This window comes from Pontibacter sp. LHS1, from assembly GCF_058932855.1.
Genome location: NZ_JBZYWF010000005.1, coordinates 185,841 through 206,822, shown reverse-complemented (window position 1 = coordinate 206,822; position 20,982 = coordinate 185,841). Strand labels below are relative to the sequence as shown.

Sequence of the window (20,982 nt, the reverse complement as noted above, 5' to 3'; positions counted from 1 at the left end):
ATCTTTATACCTGATTTAGCAGCTCCTGTTCCATGATCCTGATAATAGACGACGATGTAGCGGTTCGTGCCTCTTTGAGCATACTGCTCAAGCAGCACGGCTTTAAAACACAAGAGGCTGCTTCCCCGAAGGAGGCGCTCGAAATAGCGCAGCAGCATCCCCTGCAGCTCGTGATCATGGACATGAACTTTTCCATCGAGACGACAGGTCATGATGGACTACAGTTGCTGGGGACGTTCAAGCAACGAATGCCGCAGCTACCTGTCATCCTGATCACGGGTTGGGGTTCGATCAGTCTGGCGGTGGAAGGTATGCGCCTGGGTGCAGCCGATTTTATCACAAAGCCCTGGAGCAACGACTACCTGGTGCAGGCAGTGCACACAGCGCTCAGTCTGTCGCAGCAGGCACCCGTAAAAGACGAAGCCCTAACCCGCAAAAAACTGGACCAGCGATATGACTTCAAAAACATTGTAGGCCAGGACCCGCAGCTGCTGCAGATCCTGAAGCGGATCGGGCAGATAGCGCCAACCGATGCCTCGGTACTAATCGAGGGTGAGAGTGGTACGGGCAAGGAACTGATAGCGGAGGCAGTGCATCGCAACAGCCTCCGCAAATCCCAGCCATTCGTGAAGGTGAACCTGGGCGGCATTTCAGCCAGCCTTTTTGAAAGCGAGATGTTCGGCCACAAACGAGGCGCCTTCACCGACGCCAAAGCTGACCGGGTGGGTCGTTTCGAGATGGCCAACAAGGGTACCATCTTCCTCGACGAGATCGGTGAGCTGGACATGAACAGCCAGGTAAAACTGCTGCGCGTACTGCAGGACCGTACTTACGAAGTGCTTGGTGACAGTCGCTCCCGCAAGCTTGACATCCGGGTGGTATGCGCCACCAACCGCAACCTGGAGCAAATGGTGGAAGAAGGTAAATTCCGTGAAGACCTGTTCTACCGCATCAACCTGATCAAGGTGCGTATACCTGCTCTGCGTGAGCGCCCGGATGATATCCCGCTGCTGGTACAGTTTTTCGTGGAGAACATGAAGAAGACCTATCACCGGCCTGAGCTGGAAGTTAGCCCCAAAGCGCTGCACTGGCTAAAGGAGCTTTCCTTCCCGGGCAACATACGGGAACTGAAGAACCTGGTGGAGCGCACTGTGCTGGTAGCCGAAGATGATGTCTTGAGCGCCGAGGATTTCCAGGCGCAGGCGCAGCAGGGCCCTGTGAAGGCTGGTGATAAAGCCCTGCCCGCTGTGGGTACCATGACGCTGGATGAGATCGAAGCCTCCATGATCCGCAAGTCCATGGCCTACTACCACAACAATGTTAGCAAAGTAGCCCGTGCACTTGGTCTGAGCAGGGCCGCCCTCTACCGTCGTCTCGAAAAGTTTGGCATCCCCTATGAATCTCAGGACTAAGTTCATCCTCTTTGCGGTTGCAGTACACGTCCTGCTGGCAGCGATGGCCTATTTCCTGCTACAGGAGAATAAGCTGCTGTTTATAGGGATGGAGGTGCTGGTGCTGCTCTCCGTTGTGATAACAGTGAACCTGTACAGTGCCTTCTTCAAGCCGCTCAACCTGATTCGGGCAGGTATAGAGTCTATCCGCGACAAGGATTTTTCTACCAAATTTGTGCGGGTAGGACAGCCGGAGCTGGATGAACTGGTGGACGTGTACAACCGCATGATCGAGCAGCTGCGGCAGGAACGGGTGGCACAGGCCGAAAAAAGCTTCCTGCTCGAGAAAATCATTCGCGCTTCTCCTGCCGGCATCATCCTGCTCGACTTCGATGACCGCATCGAAAGCATCAACCCAGCCGCCGAGCGTTACCTGAAGCTGTCTGGCCAGGTATTGCAGGGCAGCTCACTGGAGGCACTCCCCAGTACCTGGGCCCGTGAGCTGACACAGGTACAGGCAGGCCAGCCCTATACCTTCCGCCTCAATGGCATTCGCACGTTCAGGGCACACCGGGCACACTTTATCGACCGTGGTTTTCAGCGTGCCTTCATTATGATGGAGGAACTGACCGAAGCTATCATCAAAAATGAGCGACAGGCTTATGAAAAAGTGATCCGGATGATGTCGCACGAAGTGAACAACTCAACTGGTGCCATCAACTCCATCCTGGACTCAGTGCAGTACTACACCCCGCAGATAGACGAGGAGCACCGCGAGGATTTCACCTACGCCCTGCAGGTAGCTATTGACCGCAACACCAACCTGAGCAGGTTCATGGCCAATTTTGCTGATGTGGTACGCCTTCCCGCTCCTTCCAAAAAGCCAGTGCAGGTACAGGTGCTGCTCAAGCGGCTCGAACGGCTGATGCTGCCCCAGCTGGAGCAGCGACAGATTACTTTGTCTTTACAGCTGCCCGCTGCCCCCCTTTGCATACCGATGGACGAGCAGCAAATAGAACAGGCCCTGCTCAACATCCTCAAAAATGCCATGGAAGCCGTGAAATCAGGAGGAAACATCTGTGTGGAGCTGCAGCAGGAACCGCCTAGCCTGACCATCACCGACGATGGCGAAGGTATACCAGATCACGTCCGCCCCATGCTGTTCACGCCCTTCTTCAGCACAAAAGAAACCGGACAGGGTATCGGCCTGACCATGATCCGGGAGATTTTACTGAGCCACGGTTTTCAGTTTTCGCTTGAATCAAGTGAAAATAAGCTCACCACTTTTAGAATAAGCTTTGCCATGAGTGGAGGTAAATAGAACTAATCCAGCAAAAAGAGTCGATACACTATGTTTCTTTTGAATCATTTTAATAATCATCTAAATTTTATTCTGAATGTAACCCCATTCACTAAATTTCCGTAGGCGCCCGCATACAACCTATGTTATAATCCGCTATATTGGTTCTATAGTTCGTTTATTTACTCACAAGATGGAATACAATATAGTAGTAGCCCCTAACCTCGAAACACTGGCAACAGAGGTTGCCGTATTATTTCCGCAAGGCTGGAAGCTGAAAGGTGGAATAATTGAGCATGCTGAAGGATTTTCGCAGCAGTTGATACGCAAAACATCTGATAAGCTGAAACATCGCCAGATGCCTGAGCCCCGCGCCAAACAGCGCCGCACCAAATGGATTGAATAGTTAAGCATACTATATACCCTTTATATATGTATCGAAACCACCTTTTCTATACCTCGTGTATAGGAAAGGTGGTTTTGTTTTACACTCCCCCTATCTACAAGTAACACTGGTTGCCTACTACCTCACCTCCCTGTTCATTTAATCCCCTTAACTCACTTCTTTCCATACATTAATTGCACTTTACTTATAATATAGTTATATTAATTTAACGCCCTGATTTCACTACTGCTTTTCTCAAATTTTAATTTACAAACTTTTTACATTCCACAAAATATTAAATATCAGCTACTTAAAATAAAAACGAAGCATTCAATACATTAAAAGCACATAATATTTTCTAAAATCAGAATCTTTTTGCGGCTCCTATAGTATATATGGCTGATACAATTTTTTGGGTATGCATGCTGCTATTCTTAAGCAGTATGTAGCCCCGGAGTGCTGTAAATGAGCAGCCTCTATACAATCTTCACTATATACAACACCCTAACCAAAACAAATGAGACGAGTCGTATACTTTCTACTCCTACTGATAAGCGCCTCTTCGTGCCTGAGCAAAAAGGAGCTCGTATACATGCAAAATGAGAACCTGAAAGAAACAGCGGCAACCTCTATGCAAACCAGCTACACGCCCTACCAGTTGCAGCCTGCCGACGTGCTTTCTATCAAGGTGCAGAGTTTAGAACCTGAAATATCCAATATATACAACATCGTGCCGCCCTCAAGCGCCTTCGGCTTTGCTGACCCAGGCACTATGTTTCTGAGCGGTTACTCCGTGGACGACGAAGGCAACGTGAACCTTCCTAATGTGGGCAAAGTGAAAGTGGCAGGGCTTACCCTGCAGCAAACGCAGGAGCTGATTCAGCGCAGCGTAGACCGCTATATCACCAACGCTACCGTAGTAGTGAAGCTCATCAACTTCAGAGTAAGTGTGCTGGGCGAAGTAAACCGTCCGGGACAGTACTTTGTGTACAACGAGCGGGCGACCCTCTTCGACGCGCTCGGCATGGCGGGTGACCTGACACGCGGTGCTGCCCGTGAGAACGTAAAGCTGGTGCGCCAGACCCCTGGTGGATCTGAAGTAGTACTTCTCGACCTTAAAGACCCGAATATCGTACAATCTAGATACTACTTTATGCAGCCCAATGATGTGCTGTATGTAGAGCCGTCCGTTGCGCAGGTTAAACGCGACAACCTGGTGTCGCTTAACGTGGTCACCATTGCCCTGGGGGTTATTTCTACGGCGGCAGTTATCCTGAATTATTTTAAGTAAGAATCCTCCATGAAACGAAAAAATAAAGAGCACGAAATAGATCTGCGTAGCTGGCTTTTCAAGTTCCGAACCAGATGGTATCTGTTTCTGGCTTTTGTACTGGTGGCGATGGCAGGGGCCTATATCTATGTTAAAAGCTCCACCCGCATTTATGCTTTTAAGTCAACACTCCTGCTGGGAGATCAGCATACCGGTTCTAAGAAAGCACAGGAGCTGCTAAACCTGCTGGATGTACAGAACAAAGGGATCAAAGTAGAAGATGAAATCGGCATTCTGACCTCGGCCGACATGATTCGCAGCACCCTCAAGCAGCTTGATTTCTCGGTCTCATACTACAAAGTGCCCGACCACTGGCTCAACACGGGGCTAGACCTTATTAAAGAGGAGCAATACGAAAACGCTCCATTCGTGGTACGCCTTGATACCAGCTCACTCCAATTAGTGGACATTCCGCTGGAGGTGCGTGTGCTGAACGACAAAGAATACGAACTGACTGTAAAGGCGGAGACCCCTCCTCTGTATGATTTCAGAAAGCACACCGTTGAGCAGATCATTACTGAGGTAGACTATACCAAAGTGCTGGAGTTCGGCAAGCCTTACAAAGACAAATACCTGAGTTTTACGATTGAGCGAGCCAATCCTGAAGACAAGATTGACGCCAAAAAGCACTACTTCGTGCTCAACAGCATGGAAAGCCAGGTGGCCCAGTATGCCAACACATTACATGTCAAGCCGATTGAGCGTGAGGCACGTGTTCTGGAGTTGAGCACCAAGGGCGCTATCCCACAAAAGGAGCTGCTCTTCCTCAACACGCTGATGGACACCTATGTGAAGCGCGACCTGGACGAGAAAAACATGAATGGCCAGAAAACACTGGAATTCATTGATGGCCAGATTGCAACCCTGACTGACTCGCTGCGTCAGAGTAAGCAAGCGCTTTCTACTTTCCGCTCTACCAACCGCATCGCCAACATCGACGTGCAGTCGAACATCAGCTATGAAAAAATGGCGCAGCTGGAGATGGAAAGGTCTAAGCTGACAACCGAGAAGCAGTACTACGTGACGGTGCTCGACCAGATAGAGGACGACGAAAGCTTTACACAGGCTGTATCGCCGGCCGTAGCAGGTATACAGAACCCTAACCTGGCCAATCTGTTCAACGAGCTGTCGCGACTGAACCAGCAGAAAGCCTCCTACAGCGTGAGTGCCACTGCCGAAAACCCACGCATCCGGGTAATCGATAGCGAGATCAAAAGCACACGCAGTGCTATCATTGCGAACATCCGCAACCTGGTGCGCTCCACCGACATCTCCATTGCTAACGTGGACAAGCGCATCAACCAGCTGGAGTCCAGCATTGCGAAGGTACCTGAGAACGAGCGTCGCCTGATGGAACTGCAGAGCCAGGCTGACTTTGTGAACAAGAAGTACGACTTCCTGCTCGAAAAACGCGCCGAAGCGGCTATTGCACTGGCTACCAACACCACTGACAAGAAAGTAGTCGACAAGGCTGCTATGTGGGGAGCCGGGCCGGTGAACGTGAAGCCGAAAATGATCTTCATGCTGGCCTTTATTCTGGGCCTGATCATACCTGCTGCCCTCATCGTGCTACTCGACAACGTAGACAATACCATACAGGGTAAGAACGACCTGAACAATGTGACCAACATTCCGTTTCTGGGTGTGATCGCGCATGGCACCAAGGCTGACAAGCTGGCCGTGAAAAACAATCCGCGCTCTGCCATTGCCGAGTCGTTCAGGTCCATCCGTATTAACCTGCAGTACCTGATGTCCGAAACCGACTTCAAAATAGTAGGCGTGACATCATCGGTGTCAGGCGAGGGCAAGACCTTTACCTCTGTCAACCTGAGCAGTGAGATGGCCATGGCAGGCAAACGCACCATCCTGATCGAGTCGGATATGCGCAAGCCTACTTTTGGCAAGTACTTCAACACGCACAACGCAGCTGGTCTGTCCTCATACCTGAGCCAGGGACTGCCGCTGGAAGAAGTGATTCAGAAAACTGATATCGAGAATCTGGATATTATCTCCTGTGGTCCTATACCTGACAATGCCATCAAGCTGCTGGAGCACAAGCGTATGGCCGAGCTGATCGCCAAGCTGAAGGAACAATACGAGTATGTGGTGATCGATACGCCACCGATCGGATTTGTGGCCGAGTACTTTATCCTGATGAAGCACATGGACGTAAACCTGTATGTAGTGAAGCACAAGTACACAAGCAAGGACATGCTCACACAGGTGAACGAATTGTACGCAGCCCGAAAGCTGAAGAACATTTACATGGTGATCAATGACCTGGACTACAACAACACCTACGAGTACGGATACAAGAAAAAAGGCAGCTACTACTACGTATAGCGCCTAAGCAATACATACATGTGCGCTTGATCTTAAAGGTGCTGTGGGATGCAGATTCCTGCAGCACCTTTTTTGAGAAGAGCACGATTACCTGAACCTATACATGAGTAAAAATTTAGCTTCGAAGGCGGTTAGTGGGTTAAAGTGGAGCTCGGCCGGCACCATCGCCAATGCCGTGATGCAGATTGGCTATACCTCGGCCATGGCCCGCTTACTCGCTCCCGAGGCCTTTGGTCTGGTCGCCCTTTCAGCTGTTATCCTGCGCTTTGGTTATTATTTCGCCAACCTGGGCCTTAACCAGGCTATCATCCAAAAAGAAGAACTGACCTCTGAGAACATCCGGGCAGCCTTCACCTCCTCCGCCCTACTGGGTGCTGTATTTACGGTGCTGGCCTGGGCGCTGGCGCCTTATGCCACCCTGATCTTCGACATGCCGGAAGTGGTGCCAATTGTGCGCGTCATGGCGCTGGCATTTGTTGTCGGGGGCGTGTCGGCCACAGCGACTAGCTTGCTGCAGCGCAACATGCGTTTCAAAGCACTAAGCATCGTGGAAACGGGCTCTTACGTGGTGTCGTACCTGGGAGTGGGCATCCTGCTGGCGTGGTTGGATTTTGGGGTATGGAGCCTTGTGTATGCTTCGCTGATACAGCAGGCACTAGTGGCACTGGGAGCTTATGTCATGGCACGCCACAATGTACTGCCGGTCGTGCGGTGGGAGGCTTACAGAGCCCTGCTCGCCTATGGCAGCAAGATGTCTGTCATTAGTTTTTTTGAGTTTATCTACACCGAACTAGCCACGCTTCTGATCGGTCGTGTATTCGGCGCATACCGACTGGGTATCTACAACCGGGCCTTTATGCTCGTCAACCTGCCCATGTACAATCTGACGCGCACCGTATCGCGCGTTGTCTTCCCCTCGTTCAGCAAGCTGCAGTCCGAAACCGACAAACTGGCCAAGGTATACCTCTCCAGCACCACCCTGCTGGCGACCCTGATCATACCGGTCTGTCTGGGCATTATGATTGCGGCACCCGAGATCGTGTATGTGGTGCTGGGCGACCAGTGGGGCGAAGCTATCCCTGTGCTGCAGGTGCTGAGTCTGGCTATTCCGCTTAGCTTCATCACCATGTTTGCCGGCATCGTGTGCGATGCCAAGGCTGTGCTTAACTGGAAGATTGTGATCACCATCACACTGATCGTAGTCATCAGCGGCCTGTTCTTTCTACTCAAAGACTATGGCCTGGTAGGCTTCGGCTTTGCGCTGCTGATCAGCGAGCTCATCCGCATCGGCATGTACCAGACCCTGATGAAGAAAATACTGCACCTCTCATACTGGAAGCAGTTGCGGGTATACCTGCCAGGCATTCTGAATGGTGCTGTCGTAGCTGTAGTTGTATACCTGGTGAGCACCTTGTTGCGTGGCATGGAACTGCCGCACCTGGTGATCCTGCTCGCACAGATGATCACAGGCGCCTTTATATTTCTTGCCATGATACTGCTCTTCCCGCACAGTGCACTCAAGGAGCAACTACATATGGTCTTTTCCAAACTGGGCGTACAAGACAACCCGACCTCCTACTATGGAAGAATGCTGATGCGGTATAGAAAGAGTTTGGTAAAAGAAACTGAGCATGTATAAACAAGGTATAAATAAAAGATGAGTCGGCGGTTAGCCAGCCTTGTCTGACCTGATGCATACTAATTAACCTTAGGATAAAACCAAATGACTATAGGAGTAGCCGGGCCCGTTAATTTGCAAATACTTAACTGGGACCTCAAAGATAAAAACTTACCTCAGACCAATGCGTTTCCCCTAACCTCGCATTTCATCAATGCATTGCTGAAAAGAGGATTTAAAGTAATTGCCTATACCAACTCAACCGAGATTGCGGAGCCAATGGTGCTGGAGAGTGGCAACCTCAAGGTTTGCATTAGCCGCCAAAAGCCACAGCCTGGCCGTCGCCTCTTTCTTTTTGAGGTAGAGGATCTTCGTAAGATGATGGTAGCTCATCCGGCTGATTTCATCAGTGCATTCTGGAGCTATGAATATGCCTGGGCAGCCTTAAAAACAGGGAAGCCAACTGCTGTCAGTTTTCACGACGTTGCTTTCCAGATTCTGCTTAACATTCCGGATATGTTCCGGGTGGTACGCTGGTTAATCAACTCCATTGTAGTGTCGAAGGCGAAACATCTGATTGCCAACTCGTCCTATACCTACAATCAATTGGCAAGACGCACACAGAAAAAAACACGCATCATCGATAACTTCTACACAAGCGAACTGGAGGAGAGCATACCTGTGCCGCTGATCAAGGGTAACTACATCACTACGGCTGTGCAGGGCTTTACACACCGCAAAAATGTGCAGAATGCCCTCCATGCCTTTGCCCAGGTACGGGCCAGACATCCCGAACTGGCGTATCATTTAATAGGAGTAGACATGGAGGAAGGCGGCCTGGCGCAACAGTATGCCCAAGCCAATGGTCTGACCGAAGGCGTGCGTTTTTTAGGCCCGCTGCCTTTCGACGAAGTGTACCAGCAAATAGTGCATGCGCGTGTGCTGCTTCACCCCGCCCGGGAGGAGTCGTTTGGCATGGTACCCCTGGAGGCCATGGTGGGCGGCACGCCTGTAGTAGGCGGCAGTAAAAGCGGCTTTATACCTGATCTGCTTGACCACGGCAAGGCTGGCCTGCTCTGCAATGTGGAGTCACCCGACGACATAGCTGCTGCGCTGCTCCGGCTGCTGGAAGACGAGCAACTGGCTGCGGAAATGACGGAGAAAGGCCGGGCCTTTGCCCGTGCCAGTTTTTCTGAGGACGTGATCATAGACAAGCACCTGGCTTACTACAGCGACATAGTGGGCAGACCGATTCAGCCTGACAACTCACAGTACGAACCTGAAAACGCTTTACACCGTAACACCATACACACTGCCAAATAGCTGCAGTAGATGTTGGATTGCCCGCTACAATGAAAATTAATTACAGCTTTCTCTTTATTATCCCTATCGCCCTGATCCTGCTCATGGACAACATGTTCACGGAGTTGGCCTTTCCGAACAACCTGGAGGCGCAGGGAAACATGCTGAACATGCTGATGAAAGGTATGGCGGCCGTGTCGTTCGGCTACAGCGCCCTGTACTTCATGCGCATGTCGCCCGTAATGCGGGTAGCGTTTGGACTTACCACGCTGTATGTGTTCGCTATGGTGTTTGAGTCGTATTACTTCTATGGCACCCCGATGGTATACCCGCACGTGTTCCAGAAGCTCTTCCTGTTTTACTTTATTTTCTTTGTATATACCTTTTACAAAGGCAATTTTTACCTCAAGTTCTCGCACCTGGTCTGGTTCATCCTGGGTGGTTTTTGGCTCAGTGTAATTGTGGTTCACCCCGATAAACTGAGCCTCGGTGCCTTTACCTCGCATGAGCGCGGGGTATACGCCTCCTCGGTTTACATGCTGGTCATTCCATTTATGTATTTCCTGAGCAGGTATATTTTCGAGGGCAAGCTTTTCAGCTTGTTCATGGCTTTCTTTATCCTGGTGTCTATCGTGTTCTTCCAGCACCGTACCGTCTGGATCTCGACAGCTATCATTCTGATCGTTTACTACCTGCTTATCCGGTTCAAGTCAGGTCTTTCCATCAACTTCGTCGCTAAGTTCATGCCCATCGGCATCGTGATGCTCATAGCAGGTATAGCGAGCAGCGCCTTTTTATTCTCCACCAACCCCGAGATCATTACCAAAATAGAGGAGAGCTTCTCTGACATCGAAAATTTCGACTCGCAGGGTACGGGTGGCTGGCGTTATATACAGTGGATGTCATACCTGCCCTTTATCCAGGAGAACTGGCTGATAGGCATGCGCTTCGAGGGTTTTGAGCTGCCCATCCAGTTCTGGCGTGACGACACCAACGAACCAGTGTTCGACGACGGTCAAGGGCACCACTTCCATAGCTTTTATGTAGATGTGCTGTTCTACACTGGTTTTGTGGGATTGGCGATCTACTCGATCATGCCCATTTACGCTATTGCAAAAGGCTTGCGTTCCAAAGCCATGACCGTGCACCAGATCATCCTGGTAGCCTTTATCAGTACGGGTTTCGTGTATGGTTTCTCTTACGTGCTGCCCGTATTCTACTATGCCATACTGGGCTGGACGATTGTGTATATGGAAGAAGATGGTGTGGAGCGAACGACCTACCTGCGCGACTTCGGCTCCCGCTGGAAGGCAAAAGCAATTGGACAGTACCGCAGGTTAACAGCCGCCTGAGCATAACAACTTCTGACAGCGATTTCAGTATACAATTCCAAACATATTGTTATACCTTAATATTATGAGTAATTCTATTCCGAACACCCCCTTGCACACACCTGTGTTGCTAATCATATTTAATAGAGCTCATACCACACAACAAGTATTCGACCGTATCCGACAGGTGAAGCCCTCGCGACTGTATATAGCCGCCGATGGCCCGAGACCTGGCGTGGAGACAGATATAGAGAAGTGCGCCGAAACGCGACGCATTGTAGAGCAGGTAGACTGGGACTGCGAAGTGAAAACGCTGTTTCAGGAGAAAAACCTGAAGTGTGGTGTAGCTCCGGCTACGGCAATAAGCTGGTTCTTTGAGCACGAAGAATCAGGCATTATTCTGGAAGACGATTGTGTGCCTTCCAAAAGCTTTTTCTGGTTCTGCCAGGAGCTTCTCGAGAAGTACAAGTACGACACGCGCATTATGCATATCAGCGGCAACAACTACCTGAATGGCTGGCGCAAAGACAATGACTACTCTTACTACTTCTCGAACAAAGTAAATGCCTGGGGCTGGGCTACCTGGCGCAGAGCCTGGCAGCTATTCGATTTTAACCTAAAAGCATACCCGGAGCTCAAAGAGAAAGGCTATCTGAAAGGGCTTTTCCTGCATAAATTTGAAGAGACATACCGCCTGAGCAAACTGGAGGAGGCATTTGCCAGCATTCCGAACGGAGACATCTGGGATTACCAATGGGAGTTTACCGTGTACAGCAACTCAGGGCTCTGCATTGTGCCAGAAGTCAATCTGGTCCGCAATATTGGCTTCGGTGAAGATGCCACGCACACGTTTAACACACATGATAACAAGGCACAGATCAAAGAGAATGAGATCTCATTCCCGCTGCGCCACCCTCGCTTTGTCGTACGTGACATAGAGTCTGACAGACGCAACTTCAATCACTTGATACGGGGCAAAGTAAGCTCAAAGCTTAAAAGCATCCTGAGCTTTAATTTGTAAAAATATTCCTATTACAAACGCTCTTATTTTCGTAGAGAGCATTGTTGGCAGTGCTGCGTTGCAAATTAGCCTGCCAGGAATGCACAGAAAAATAGATTTACATTAGAACCACATGATAAGCATCGTTATACCTGTTTTTAACAGAAAAGAATATACAAGGGACTGTCTCCAGTCATTGAGAAAGCAAACCGACCAGCGTTTTAAAGTCATAATTGTAGACGATGGCTCAACAGACGGTACTGAAGATATGCTTCGGGAAGAGTTTCCGGAAGTGGAAGTACTCAAAGGCAGTGGCAACTTGTTCTGGACGGCTGGCGTGAACATGGGAATCCGGCACGCACTGAAGCAGGATGCTCAACTCATCATGACCATGAATAATGATGTGATCACGGATGAGCGCCTGCTGGAAAAGATGTATTACTGGCACGAGCAAAAACCTGCCGCGCTGCTGGGGACGCTCGAACTGGATGCCAATACAAAACAGCCCATTTTCGGAGGGGAACGGCTTAACTGGCTGCTGAACACCATCGACGAAGTACTCCCTTCGCTATCGGAGGAAGAGCAAAAGGGCTTGCACGCTGTGACGCACCTGCCTGGAAGAGGCCTGCTTATACCCCGGGCAGTATTTGAGAAAATAGGGCTCTTCGACCAGGACCGCTTCCCGCATTATATTGCCGACTACGACTACACCCACACTGCCAGAAGAGCTGGATTTGAACTGTATGTGAACTATGATGCAAGGCTGCTCACGTATCCGGAAGAAAGCGGGGAACGACAGATCAGAAGCGAAAAGAGTTTTAAAAACTACTACAAGCACCTGTTTGACTTGAAGGGAGGCGGTAACCTGCGGGACTTTACCAGGTTCACACTCAAGAACTGCCCTACACCTTACATCCCGTTTCACCTGGCGAATGGCTACACGCGCAGGCTCTTTGGTTATTTTTTAAAATAACACCATCTGAGGTACTAAATAATTGATTTGAAGCTAGATTCACCATACATCAAAATAATGAGCATTGCTATTCCCCTGGTGGTGGTAGCAATGCTTTTTGCTTATTACTATACCCAAGGGCACCTGCCTGGAGCCAAAAGGAGCGCCAAAGCCACAACAGTTGGCTATGACAACCCGATCGTGATCAGCAAAGGAGGCACCTACTCCGGCAATTGGGAATCAAGAAATTCAGAGGTGGCTGCTGTGGAAATCAGGACGTCCGAGCCAGTCATTATCGAAAATTCAAGTATCAGAGGAGCCGGTTATCTCATTAAAAGTTGGGGACACTCGGCCAATATTACTGTTAGACATACCAAAGGCTACGGCCTTACCCCCACCCCGTGGTTTATATATGAGAAGCCACGGCGTTTTCTGATCGTTAACGATTTCAAACACGTGGTGGTAGAGAACTGCTACATGGAGAATACTGCCGGCATCTACATAGGGGACGGATACAAGGGCGACAGTAGCCCAAACAACACCATCAAGATCCGCTACAACAAGGCCAGGAACATCGATGGACGCATTTATGGTGGCTGGTACCGGGTTCAGTTCGTGCAATTAAATTTCCGCAACCCAGTACAGCATGCCGAAATAGCATGGAACGAGGTGATCAACGAGCCAAACAGGTCGCTGGTAGAAGACAACATCAACCTGTCCAACTCACGGGGCACACCCGACTCTCCCATTCGCATCCACAACAACTACATCCAGGGAGCCTATCCTTACCCAGCCGACAGCAAGGACTATTCGGGTGGTGGCATTATTGCTGACTCCTGGTACGAAGACGGTATGGGCGATCCCAAAGAGGTTGCTACAGCTCATGTAAAAATTTACGATAACCAGACGGTAAACCTTGGAAACTATAACTACGCCATTGCAGGCGGCAATAACATTGAGGTCTTTAATAACCGCGCCGTAAACGCTGCCCGCTTTGAGGATGGTGGAAAGTTTAAGATGTGGACGCAAGGACTGTACGGCTACGACTTCTATAAAAAGAACGCAACCTTCAACAATACCTTCCACAGCAATGTAATTGGAATCATGGGGCAGGACGGAAGAAATGACAATCATTATTTTCCAGATGGAACAGTCCACGAGCGCAATAATACCTTTATTGAAGGTGAGATAACAAAAGAAAGCGAACGGGCAGAGTATCAAATCTGGAAGTTGAAGCTAGAGACAAATAATATCTTCCTTGGTCCCCGTGTATTGCCGCCTACCTCAGGCTCGAGTAAGTCAGTTAGTTTTCAGTAACTGAGCTATCCGTAAGATTCAACTTACCTCAGCGATGGATCCATCGCCTGGCGTTTTGCACTGCCTCCCCCAAATCACAACTCCGGTTTTTAGCCTCAGGGTACCGATTCGGAGTTGCAACACCTATGAAAAACCTAACAGTAAACCCTATCTTATTAAATATATTATATTTTATATATTACCTATTTTTATTGAATCCATGACCCAAAATTGATCTATTATCTTATATTTCAGATTAATTATTATAAATAATGTTATATGGTTTACGCCTTTAGTTATAATAAAAAGTTTGGACTTTTAAAATTTTTGTAACTTTTTTCAATCGTTACCTCATCAACAAAAGCCTCAAAACAGGCTAAAAAAGCACTTTTTGTCTCTTTTCGAAATTGAAATATCCAAAGTGTCTATGATTTAAATAAGAATTTATCATAAAAGACTGGTTTTTCTAAAAATTTCATACTTATATTTGCAACAACTTATATATGAAGATAAGGGCGAGGATTAGCCAAGCTTAATATTTTCATAAAAAGCACCAGGCAGCTCACCTGCTACACTAACAGAAAATGGTAGCTAACCTGGGGCCTTATAAGGAGTACATTTTTTAATTTTTCAACTTTTAGCCAAAAAGATGAATACAATTTCCACTAAGGTGACTAAGTGGACGGGGACAACTCTGTCTGCTTTCATGCTCACACTCGTAGCCTTTCTAATCTCGACAGGTTTCGTTAACGCCCAGACTTACAGCGGGCCATTAGTAATCACAAAAGGAGGCACTTACACAGGCAACTGGGAATCAAAAGATTCCGAGGTAGCTGCTGTAGACGTAAGAACTTCTGAACCGGTAGTAATCGTTAACTCAAACATCAGAGGTGCCGGTTACCTGATCAAGAGCTGGGGTTATTCAGCTAACATTACTGTCAGACACACCAAAGGTTACGGCCTAACTCCTACCCCTTGGCGTGATTATAAGAAGCCACGTCGCTTCTTAACAGTTAACAACTTCAAGAACATTGTAGTAGAGAACTGCTACCTAGAAGGTACAGCTGGTATCTATGTGGGTACGCGCTATGAGGGCAATGGCTCTACAAACGAAACTGTAAAGATCCGCTACAACAAAGCCAAGAACATCGACGGTCGCGTTCACGGAGGTGCTGAGCACTCGCAGTTCGCTCAGTTCAACTACCGCGGTAACCTGCCACACGCTGAGATCGCCTGGAACGAGATAATCAACGAGCCAAACAAGTCGCTTGTAGAAGACAACATCAACTTGTCTAACGCTCGTGGTACTTCTGCTTCTCCTATCCGCATCCACAACAACTTCATCAAGGGTGCTTACCCAATCCCTGCTACAGAAACTAAATTCTCAGGTGGTGGTATCATTGCTGACTCCTGGTACCAGGATGGCATGGGCGACCCGGCTTCAGTAGCCACTGCTCACGTGAAGGTATTTGACAACCAGACGGTAAACGTCGGTAACTATAACTACGCCATTGCTGGTGGTAACAACATCGAGGTATACAACAACCGTGGAGTAAACTCTGGTTTGTTTGACGATGGCACCCGCATGAACACACACAACGTGGGCCTGTATGGCTACGACTACTACAAGAAGGGTGCTACCTTCAATGCCGTAATGCGTAACAATGTTACAGGCGTTATGAGCCAGGGCAACCTTTTCGACAAGAACTACTTCCCTGATGGTCTGGTTAAAAACGAGAACAACCCATACGTTGGCGGTAACATCACAAAGCAGCACGAGCAGAATGAGTACAACGCATGGTTATCAAAGCTGAGCCGCAATGGTATCGCACTTGGTCCTAACGGATCAGCTCCGGCTACTTCTCCGTCGCAGCCAACACAAGATGCGCCGGTAGCAACTGCACCTGCTGAGCAGACACCATCTGCATCAACTTCACCATCAACTGGCACTACAACCGGTACTGCTGGCACTGGCAAGATCACACGTGACTTCTGGTCAAACGTACACGGCTCTACAATCAGCGTGGTGCCGGTAAACACGAACCCAACTTCTACGAGTGCAATAAGCTCGTTCGAGGCGCCAACAGGCCAGGGCAACAACTACGGCCAGCGCATCCGCGGCTACGTGACGGCTCCTGCCTCAGGCCAGTACACCTTCTGGATCGCGGCCGACGACGTGGCCGAGCTGTACCTGAGCACAAGCGAAGACCCAGCCAAGAAGACGCGCATCGCCCTGTCAAGCACCTGGACTAACCCGCGTGAGTGGACCAAGAACGCAAGCCAGCAGTCTGCCAAGATCACCCTGGAGGCCGGCAAGCGCTACTACATCGAGGCGATCATGCTGCAGGGCGGCGGCGGCGACAACCTGGCCGTGGGCTGGCAGCTGCCAAACGGGACCATGGAGCGCCCGATCGCTGGAAACAGACTGTCTGAAATGGGAAGCACTGCTCCTGTAGCAACAGCTCCTGCAACTACTACTACAACTCCTGTAGGTAAGATCACACGTGACTTCTGGTCAAACGTGCATGGTTCTACAATCAGTGTGGTTCCTGTGAACACAAAGCCTGTTTCAACTACTGAGCTTAACTCGTTCGAGGCGCCAACAGGCCAGGGCAACAACTACGGCCAGCGCATCCGCGGCTACGTGACGGCTCCTGCTTCAGGCCAGTACACCTTCTGGATCGCGGCCGACGACGTGGCCGAGCTGTACCTGAGCACAAGCGAAGACCCAGCCAAGAAGACGCGCATCGCCCTGTCAAGCACCTGGACTAACCCGCGTGAGTGGACCAAGAACGCAAGCCAGCAGTCTGCCAAGATCACCCTGGAGGCCGGCAAGCGCTACTACATCGAGGCGATCATGCTGCAGGGCGGCGGCGGCGACAACCTGGCCGTGGGCTGGCAGCTGCCAAACGGGACCATGGAGCGCCCGATCGCTGGAAACAGACTGTCACCAATCGAGTCGCTGATTGCTTCTGCAACGTCATCACTTTCTGCTGAGACAACTGACACTGACATAAGCTTTGAGAAAGTAAGCGCTTATCCTAATCCGTTCAACGACGTGGTGACACTCGATCTGGGCAAAGAGGAGATTAAGCTGCAGGAAGTAGTAATCCTTGATCAGGCTGGCACAGTAGTATACAAAGAAGCAAACCTGAAGGTAGAGAACAACAAGCTGGTGATGAACCTGGCTGCCAGCGGTCTCAGAGCAGGTCTGTACTTCCTGAAGTATACTGACAACGCCGGTAAGAGCGCTACAATCAAGCTTATCAAAGAGTAAGCATAGCTTATAATAAAAGTGGATCTTTCCTAACTCTAACAGAGGGGAAGAAACAGTAGATCCCACCAATTGGCCAGTGCCTGCTGGAAATAAAAAAACTCCCGCCTTAGTCGATATATTGACTAAAGCGGGAGTCTTTTCTTTGTTCACACCATCCCTAAAACACGGGACGCTTCATGCAATATTAGTTTTTGCGAACGAATTTCCAGGTATACAAACCAAGTCTGGATGTTGTTTTTTCTGATTCCGGCGCCTCCTCTGGAAAGCCAGCCCATGGCTTTTCTTCTACCCAGGTCATTTCCGTATCTGAAATAGCTGTTACTTTATACTGCCCTTTATCATTGCCCCGCTGTAGTTCGATGATGGTAGTATCAGCTGGGTCTGGAAAACTGTAATTCATTACTTCCGGAGTGCCTCCTGGTACAGTAACAGTCAGGCGTTTTCCGTCAAAACTGAAGCTCGTCTGGTATTGAACTGAGTCAGTGAACATGACTTCATCATCAATTGAATAATACACTCTTTTGATCATTGTGTTTGTCCAGTCGCCACGCATCTGGGCATCAATTTCCGAAACTGCTGGTTCGACCGTTTCATTGTCGTCGTCGTCACTGCATGAAGTGAAGACAAGGGCAAATAATATTGGTAATAGAAATAACTTTTTCATAAAAAATTAAAATTTAGATAAGTAAAGGTATTTTAAACTTGATGATAATTCATTTGTTAAACGGAGCACATGCGATGTTTTTCACCCATAGTACGAACCGCGCTTTGCAGGGTTTATTAAAAATTTCATAAATGCAATATTTGAATCAGAAGTGATTGTTATTCATTACGTTATGGAAAATTTAAAAGTTTTAACCGGAATTTTTATCCATTTTTCAACGAGCAGCTTCTGCTGCTGAACAGCGTAAGAGGCCTACACCTGCATGTTCTCCCATTGCCAGGTTTACAAAAAGCCCGTTTTCAAGATGCAGGCTACACTTCTCCTGCTATGGTTTCGACTGCATTACCGGGCCACCACCAGCTTGCGATTAAGGGTTTTGTTACTGCCTGCCACTGTCAGATTGTAGATACCCGGTTTTAAAGACATACCGACTGGCAGTGTCAGGTATAGCTCACCAAACTCGTCGGTTCGGACCTGCTGGCTAAGCACTTGCTTGCCGGAAGCATCAGTTATCATAAAGGTTACATCTTCGCTTTCTTTCAGGTTAGCTATCTCAATGGTCACTTCGTCTCCCACCGCAGCCGGATTCGGGTATACCCTGAAGGATGATGCAGCGGGTGAGCGGTCTTGTAGCAGTATGGTATTTGAGTAGGTGAAGGTACCATCCAGCCGAACCAGCCGAAGCCTGTAATACCCTTGCTCTTTGAGTGGCATATCGTCGGTAAAGGTATAATCTATGGCAGCCGTAGTAGTACCGGAAGCTTTCACCTGACCGATGGCTGTAAAGTTCTCACCGTCCTCGGATCGCTCTACCTCAAAGAAATCCGTTCCAAGCTCATAAAGTGTTCTCCAGTCTAGCCTTACAATTTTCTGATTGAAGTTCTCCCCCTCCGTATAGCGCCCCTCAAAGCTCAGGAACTCTGTCAGGTTGTTGTACACTTCAACGAAACGCCCCCTGATCTCCTCCGGCGAAAGCGCTCTGCCGAATAGCTTCACTTCATCCAGCTCGCCTTCGTAGTGGTAACTGTTGAGCATACTCGCATTAAAATAGCCAATAGTAACAGGCGATCGGCTACTGAATTCATGATCGTGTGCAAAGCTGCTGGTGGCTATTTGCTCACCATCGACATACAGTCTGATAGCCCCTGAACCACCTTCCCGCACCACTACTAATTGATGCCAGGCTCCGTCGTTAAGTTTTGGGCCGCTGTTCCCTACATAAGCACCTTTGAACTCGATGTCGGGCAAGTAAAACCCGGCTCTTCGGTCTTTGTCAAGTCCCAGCCACCACTGCGACGGAGAGTCCGTGGCATGGCGCCCCATCAGCACCTGGTTCTGGGCTTCGCTGCTACCCTCCCTGGTTTCGGTGCGGAGCCACAGTTCGATCGTAAAAGTCTCATTCGCTTTCCAATCAAAGTTCGGACTACCGATTACATCAAGCCCGGTGTCACGTCCATTAAACCGCTGTCCTCCTCCGACTACTCCTTTTACCGGGGCAGGTCGGCTTCTTTCTTGTACAATGGCATCGATGGGTGTGTACACATCCCGGTAATTAGATCCTGAAGATTCATTTAGCATCCAGTGGTGCAGCATTCCTATTTCCTCTTCCGTGGCGGCCTTCACCTCGACCTGAAAGCGTTGCGGAGCGCTCTCTCCCTGGCTGTTATTCGCTTTTACCTCCACTGCAAAGCTTCCGGCTGCCTGGGGAACCCAGGTGATTAGGCCCGTGCCTGCATTAATCGTCATTCCGGGGGGCCCTGATACCAGAATATAGCGAGGATCAGGTTTGCCCGCTGCATTTACGTCATACTTGTATTGCTGGTTAACCGTGCCGTAGGTAATAGGGGTTGATACGATCTCAGGTCTGACCGCTTCGGGGCCACAATAACTGCCTGCCCCCTGATTGTAGCGGGCACGCATTTCCTGCTCCGACAAATTGCGGTTGTAGACCAGCAATTCATCCATTACCCCATCAAAATAGTACTTGTTGTCGATATCGATGTACCCGATTGTGGTTGGGCTGGAAGACTCCATGCTTCCCCTGTAAGTCTTTTTCTCACTGACCCTGTCATCCACTCTGAACCCATCTACATACAGCTTGCTGATTTCATTGGGTCCATCCCGAACTACCGCCACATGATGCCACTTGCCATCAAACAAGTTCACAGCTTTGAGATAATCCTTTATGGTATGTGGCTCACCATAATTATCCTGCATATCAAAAACGGCATACCCCTCAGGGCTAACACCTAGCCACCAGGCTGTTAACCCATCAACTGATTTACGACCGATAATAACCTGGTTAGATGATTTACTGCTTACCTGCACCCATACCTCAATAGTAAAACTGCTGTGGGGGCCCCATTGGAAGCTTTCTATAGGGGTGAACTTCAGGCCAGTGCCTGATCCGTTAAATCGTTGACCACCTGCAAAGCGGCTACTGGCAGGTTCCGGGCAAGCAGCACAGTCTGCGCTTGCATTCGTCACGTAATCAGTATAGCTGCCGGCCACTTTCTCGTCCAGTCCAAAGTGATGCGCCAAGCCGGGAGGGCAGGAAGTCTGGGCCAGTGCCATATCCTGAACTGCTAAGCTAAGCAGCAGACTAAGTGCAGCGACGAAAGCCATGGTGCGTTTACAAGCTAACTGAAAGGAGGATAGGTATCGAAAAATGTACCTGAAGGTGGATGCTATCATATAAGCTCACTAAGTATTTGTATCACGGCGTTTGATTAATGCTCGCCAGTTTATATCGGGTTGTTTCGCGGTATCAATTAGAGCTGAACAGCTGCCGTT

At 49.3% G+C, this 20,982-nt stretch carries 14 protein-coding genes; 12 read left to right on the top strand and 2 right to left on the bottom strand.

Going from position 1 to position 20,982, the window contains the following annotated elements:
* Positions 1–32: 32 nt before the first annotated feature.
* The 12 genes from AC5FXQ_RS12125 to AC5FXQ_RS12070 all read left to right on the top strand — a co-directional run bounded on the left by AC5FXQ_RS12125 (position 33) and on the right by AC5FXQ_RS12070 (position 17,525).
* Entirely contained in the window at positions 33–1,412 is a 1,380-nt protein-coding gene (locus tag AC5FXQ_RS12125; RefSeq protein WP_493602688.1) for a sigma-54-dependent transcriptional regulator, read from the top strand.
* Entirely contained in the window at positions 1,396–2,712 is a 1,317-nt protein-coding gene (locus AC5FXQ_RS12120) for a sensor histidine kinase (RefSeq protein WP_493602687.1), read from the top strand. The genes AC5FXQ_RS12125 and AC5FXQ_RS12120 overlap by 17 nt, the downstream gene beginning before the upstream one ends.
* Positions 2,713–2,884: 172 nt before the next feature.
* Positions 2,885–3,097: a hypothetical protein gene (locus AC5FXQ_RS12115; RefSeq protein WP_007657645.1), complete on the top strand. Its 213-nt coding sequence runs from the start codon at positions 2,885–2,887 to the stop codon at positions 3,095–3,097.
* Between the two features lie 496 nt (positions 3,098–3,593).
* Positions 3,594–4,367, top strand: coding sequence for a polysaccharide biosynthesis/export family protein (locus AC5FXQ_RS12110; RefSeq protein WP_493602686.1), 774 nt, complete (start codon positions 3,594–3,596; stop codon positions 4,365–4,367).
* A 9-nt stretch (positions 4,368–4,376) separates the two neighbouring features.
* Positions 4,377–6,749: a GumC family protein gene (locus AC5FXQ_RS12105; RefSeq protein ID WP_493602685.1), complete on the top strand. Its 2,373-nt coding sequence runs from the start codon at positions 4,377–4,379 to the stop codon at positions 6,747–6,749.
* Positions 6,750–6,852: 103 nt separating this feature from the next.
* Positions 6,853–8,388, top strand: coding sequence for a lipopolysaccharide biosynthesis protein (locus AC5FXQ_RS12100; protein ID WP_493602684.1), 1,536 nt, complete (start codon positions 6,853–6,855; stop codon positions 8,386–8,388).
* A gap of 84 nt (positions 8,389–8,472) precedes the next feature.
* Entirely contained in the window at positions 8,473–9,690 is a 1,218-nt protein-coding gene (locus AC5FXQ_RS12095) for a glycosyltransferase family 4 protein (protein ID WP_493602683.1), read from the top strand.
* A 29-nt stretch (positions 9,691–9,719) separates the two neighbouring features.
* On the top strand, positions 9,720–11,021 hold the full coding sequence (locus AC5FXQ_RS12090; protein ID WP_493602682.1) for an O-antigen ligase family protein: 1,302 nt from the start codon (positions 9,720–9,722) through the stop codon (positions 11,019–11,021).
* A gap of 64 nt (positions 11,022–11,085) precedes the next feature.
* Positions 11,086–12,021, top strand: coding sequence for a nucleotide-diphospho-sugar transferase (locus AC5FXQ_RS12085; protein WP_493602681.1), 936 nt, complete (start codon positions 11,086–11,088; stop codon positions 12,019–12,021).
* A gap of 112 nt (positions 12,022–12,133) precedes the next feature.
* A complete protein-coding gene (locus AC5FXQ_RS12080; RefSeq protein ID WP_493602680.1) occupies positions 12,134–12,973 on the top strand; it encodes a glycosyltransferase family 2 protein in 840 nt (279 codons plus the stop codon).
* Between the two features lie 57 nt (positions 12,974–13,030).
* Positions 13,031–14,269 carry a glycosyl hydrolase gene (locus AC5FXQ_RS12075; protein ID WP_493602679.1) on the top strand — a complete coding sequence of 413 codons (1,239 nt, stop codon included), beginning with the start codon at positions 13,031–13,033 and terminating at the stop codon, positions 14,267–14,269.
* Positions 14,270–14,897: 628 nt separating this feature from the next.
* Entirely contained in the window at positions 14,898–17,525 is a 2,628-nt protein-coding gene (locus AC5FXQ_RS12070; protein WP_493602678.1) for a PA14 domain-containing protein, read from the top strand.
* A 184-nt stretch (positions 17,526–17,709) separates the two neighbouring features.
* Here AC5FXQ_RS12070 and AC5FXQ_RS12065 read toward each other — a convergent pair whose 3' ends face one another.
* The gene (locus AC5FXQ_RS12065; protein ID WP_493602677.1) at positions 17,710–18,189 is read right to left on the bottom strand and encodes a hypothetical protein; all 480 of its coding nucleotides are present in this window, start codon (positions 18,187–18,189) and stop codon (positions 17,710–17,712) included.
* A gap of 342 nt (positions 18,190–18,531) precedes the next feature.
* Entirely contained in the window at positions 18,532–20,814 is a 2,283-nt protein-coding gene (locus AC5FXQ_RS12060; RefSeq protein WP_493602676.1) for a LamG-like jellyroll fold domain-containing protein, read from the bottom strand.
* Between the last annotated feature and the right edge of the window lie 168 nt (positions 20,815–20,982).

Coding starts and splice junctions, on each gene's coding strand:
- AC5FXQ_RS12080 (WP_493602680.1), top strand. CDS start 12,134: ATGATAAGCATCGTTATACCTGTTTTTAACAGAAAAGAATATACAAGG.
- AC5FXQ_RS12065 (WP_493602677.1), bottom strand. CDS start 18,189: ATGAAAAAGTTATTTCTATTACCAATATTATTTGCCCTTGTCTTCACT.
- AC5FXQ_RS12100 (WP_493602684.1), top strand. CDS start 6,853: ATGAGTAAAAATTTAGCTTCGAAGGCGGTTAGTGGGTTAAAGTGGAGC.
- AC5FXQ_RS12070 (WP_493602678.1), top strand. CDS start 14,898: ATGAATACAATTTCCACTAAGGTGACTAAGTGGACGGGGACAACTCTG.
- AC5FXQ_RS12090 (WP_493602682.1), top strand. CDS start 9,720: ATGAAAATTAATTACAGCTTTCTCTTTATTATCCCTATCGCCCTGATC.
- AC5FXQ_RS12110 (WP_493602686.1), top strand. CDS start 3,594: ATGAGACGAGTCGTATACTTTCTACTCCTACTGATAAGCGCCTCTTCG.
- AC5FXQ_RS12115 (WP_007657645.1), top strand. CDS start 2,885: ATGGAATACAATATAGTAGTAGCCCCTAACCTCGAAACACTGGCAACA.
- AC5FXQ_RS12095 (WP_493602683.1), top strand. CDS start 8,473: ATGACTATAGGAGTAGCCGGGCCCGTTAATTTGCAAATACTTAACTGG.
- AC5FXQ_RS12075 (WP_493602679.1), top strand. CDS start 13,031: ATGAGCATTGCTATTCCCCTGGTGGTGGTAGCAATGCTTTTTGCTTAT.
- AC5FXQ_RS12105 (WP_493602685.1), top strand. CDS start 4,377: ATGAAACGAAAAAATAAAGAGCACGAAATAGATCTGCGTAGCTGGCTT.
- AC5FXQ_RS12085 (WP_493602681.1), top strand. CDS start 11,086: ATGAGTAATTCTATTCCGAACACCCCCTTGCACACACCTGTGTTGCTA.
- AC5FXQ_RS12060 (WP_493602676.1), bottom strand. CDS start 20,814: ATGGCTTTCGTCGCTGCACTTAGTCTGCTGCTTAGCTTAGCAGTTCAG.
- AC5FXQ_RS12125 (WP_493602688.1), top strand. CDS start 33: ATGATCCTGATAATAGACGACGATGTAGCGGTTCGTGCCTCTTTGAGC.
- AC5FXQ_RS12120 (WP_493602687.1), top strand. CDS start 1,396: ATGAATCTCAGGACTAAGTTCATCCTCTTTGCGGTTGCAGTACACGTC.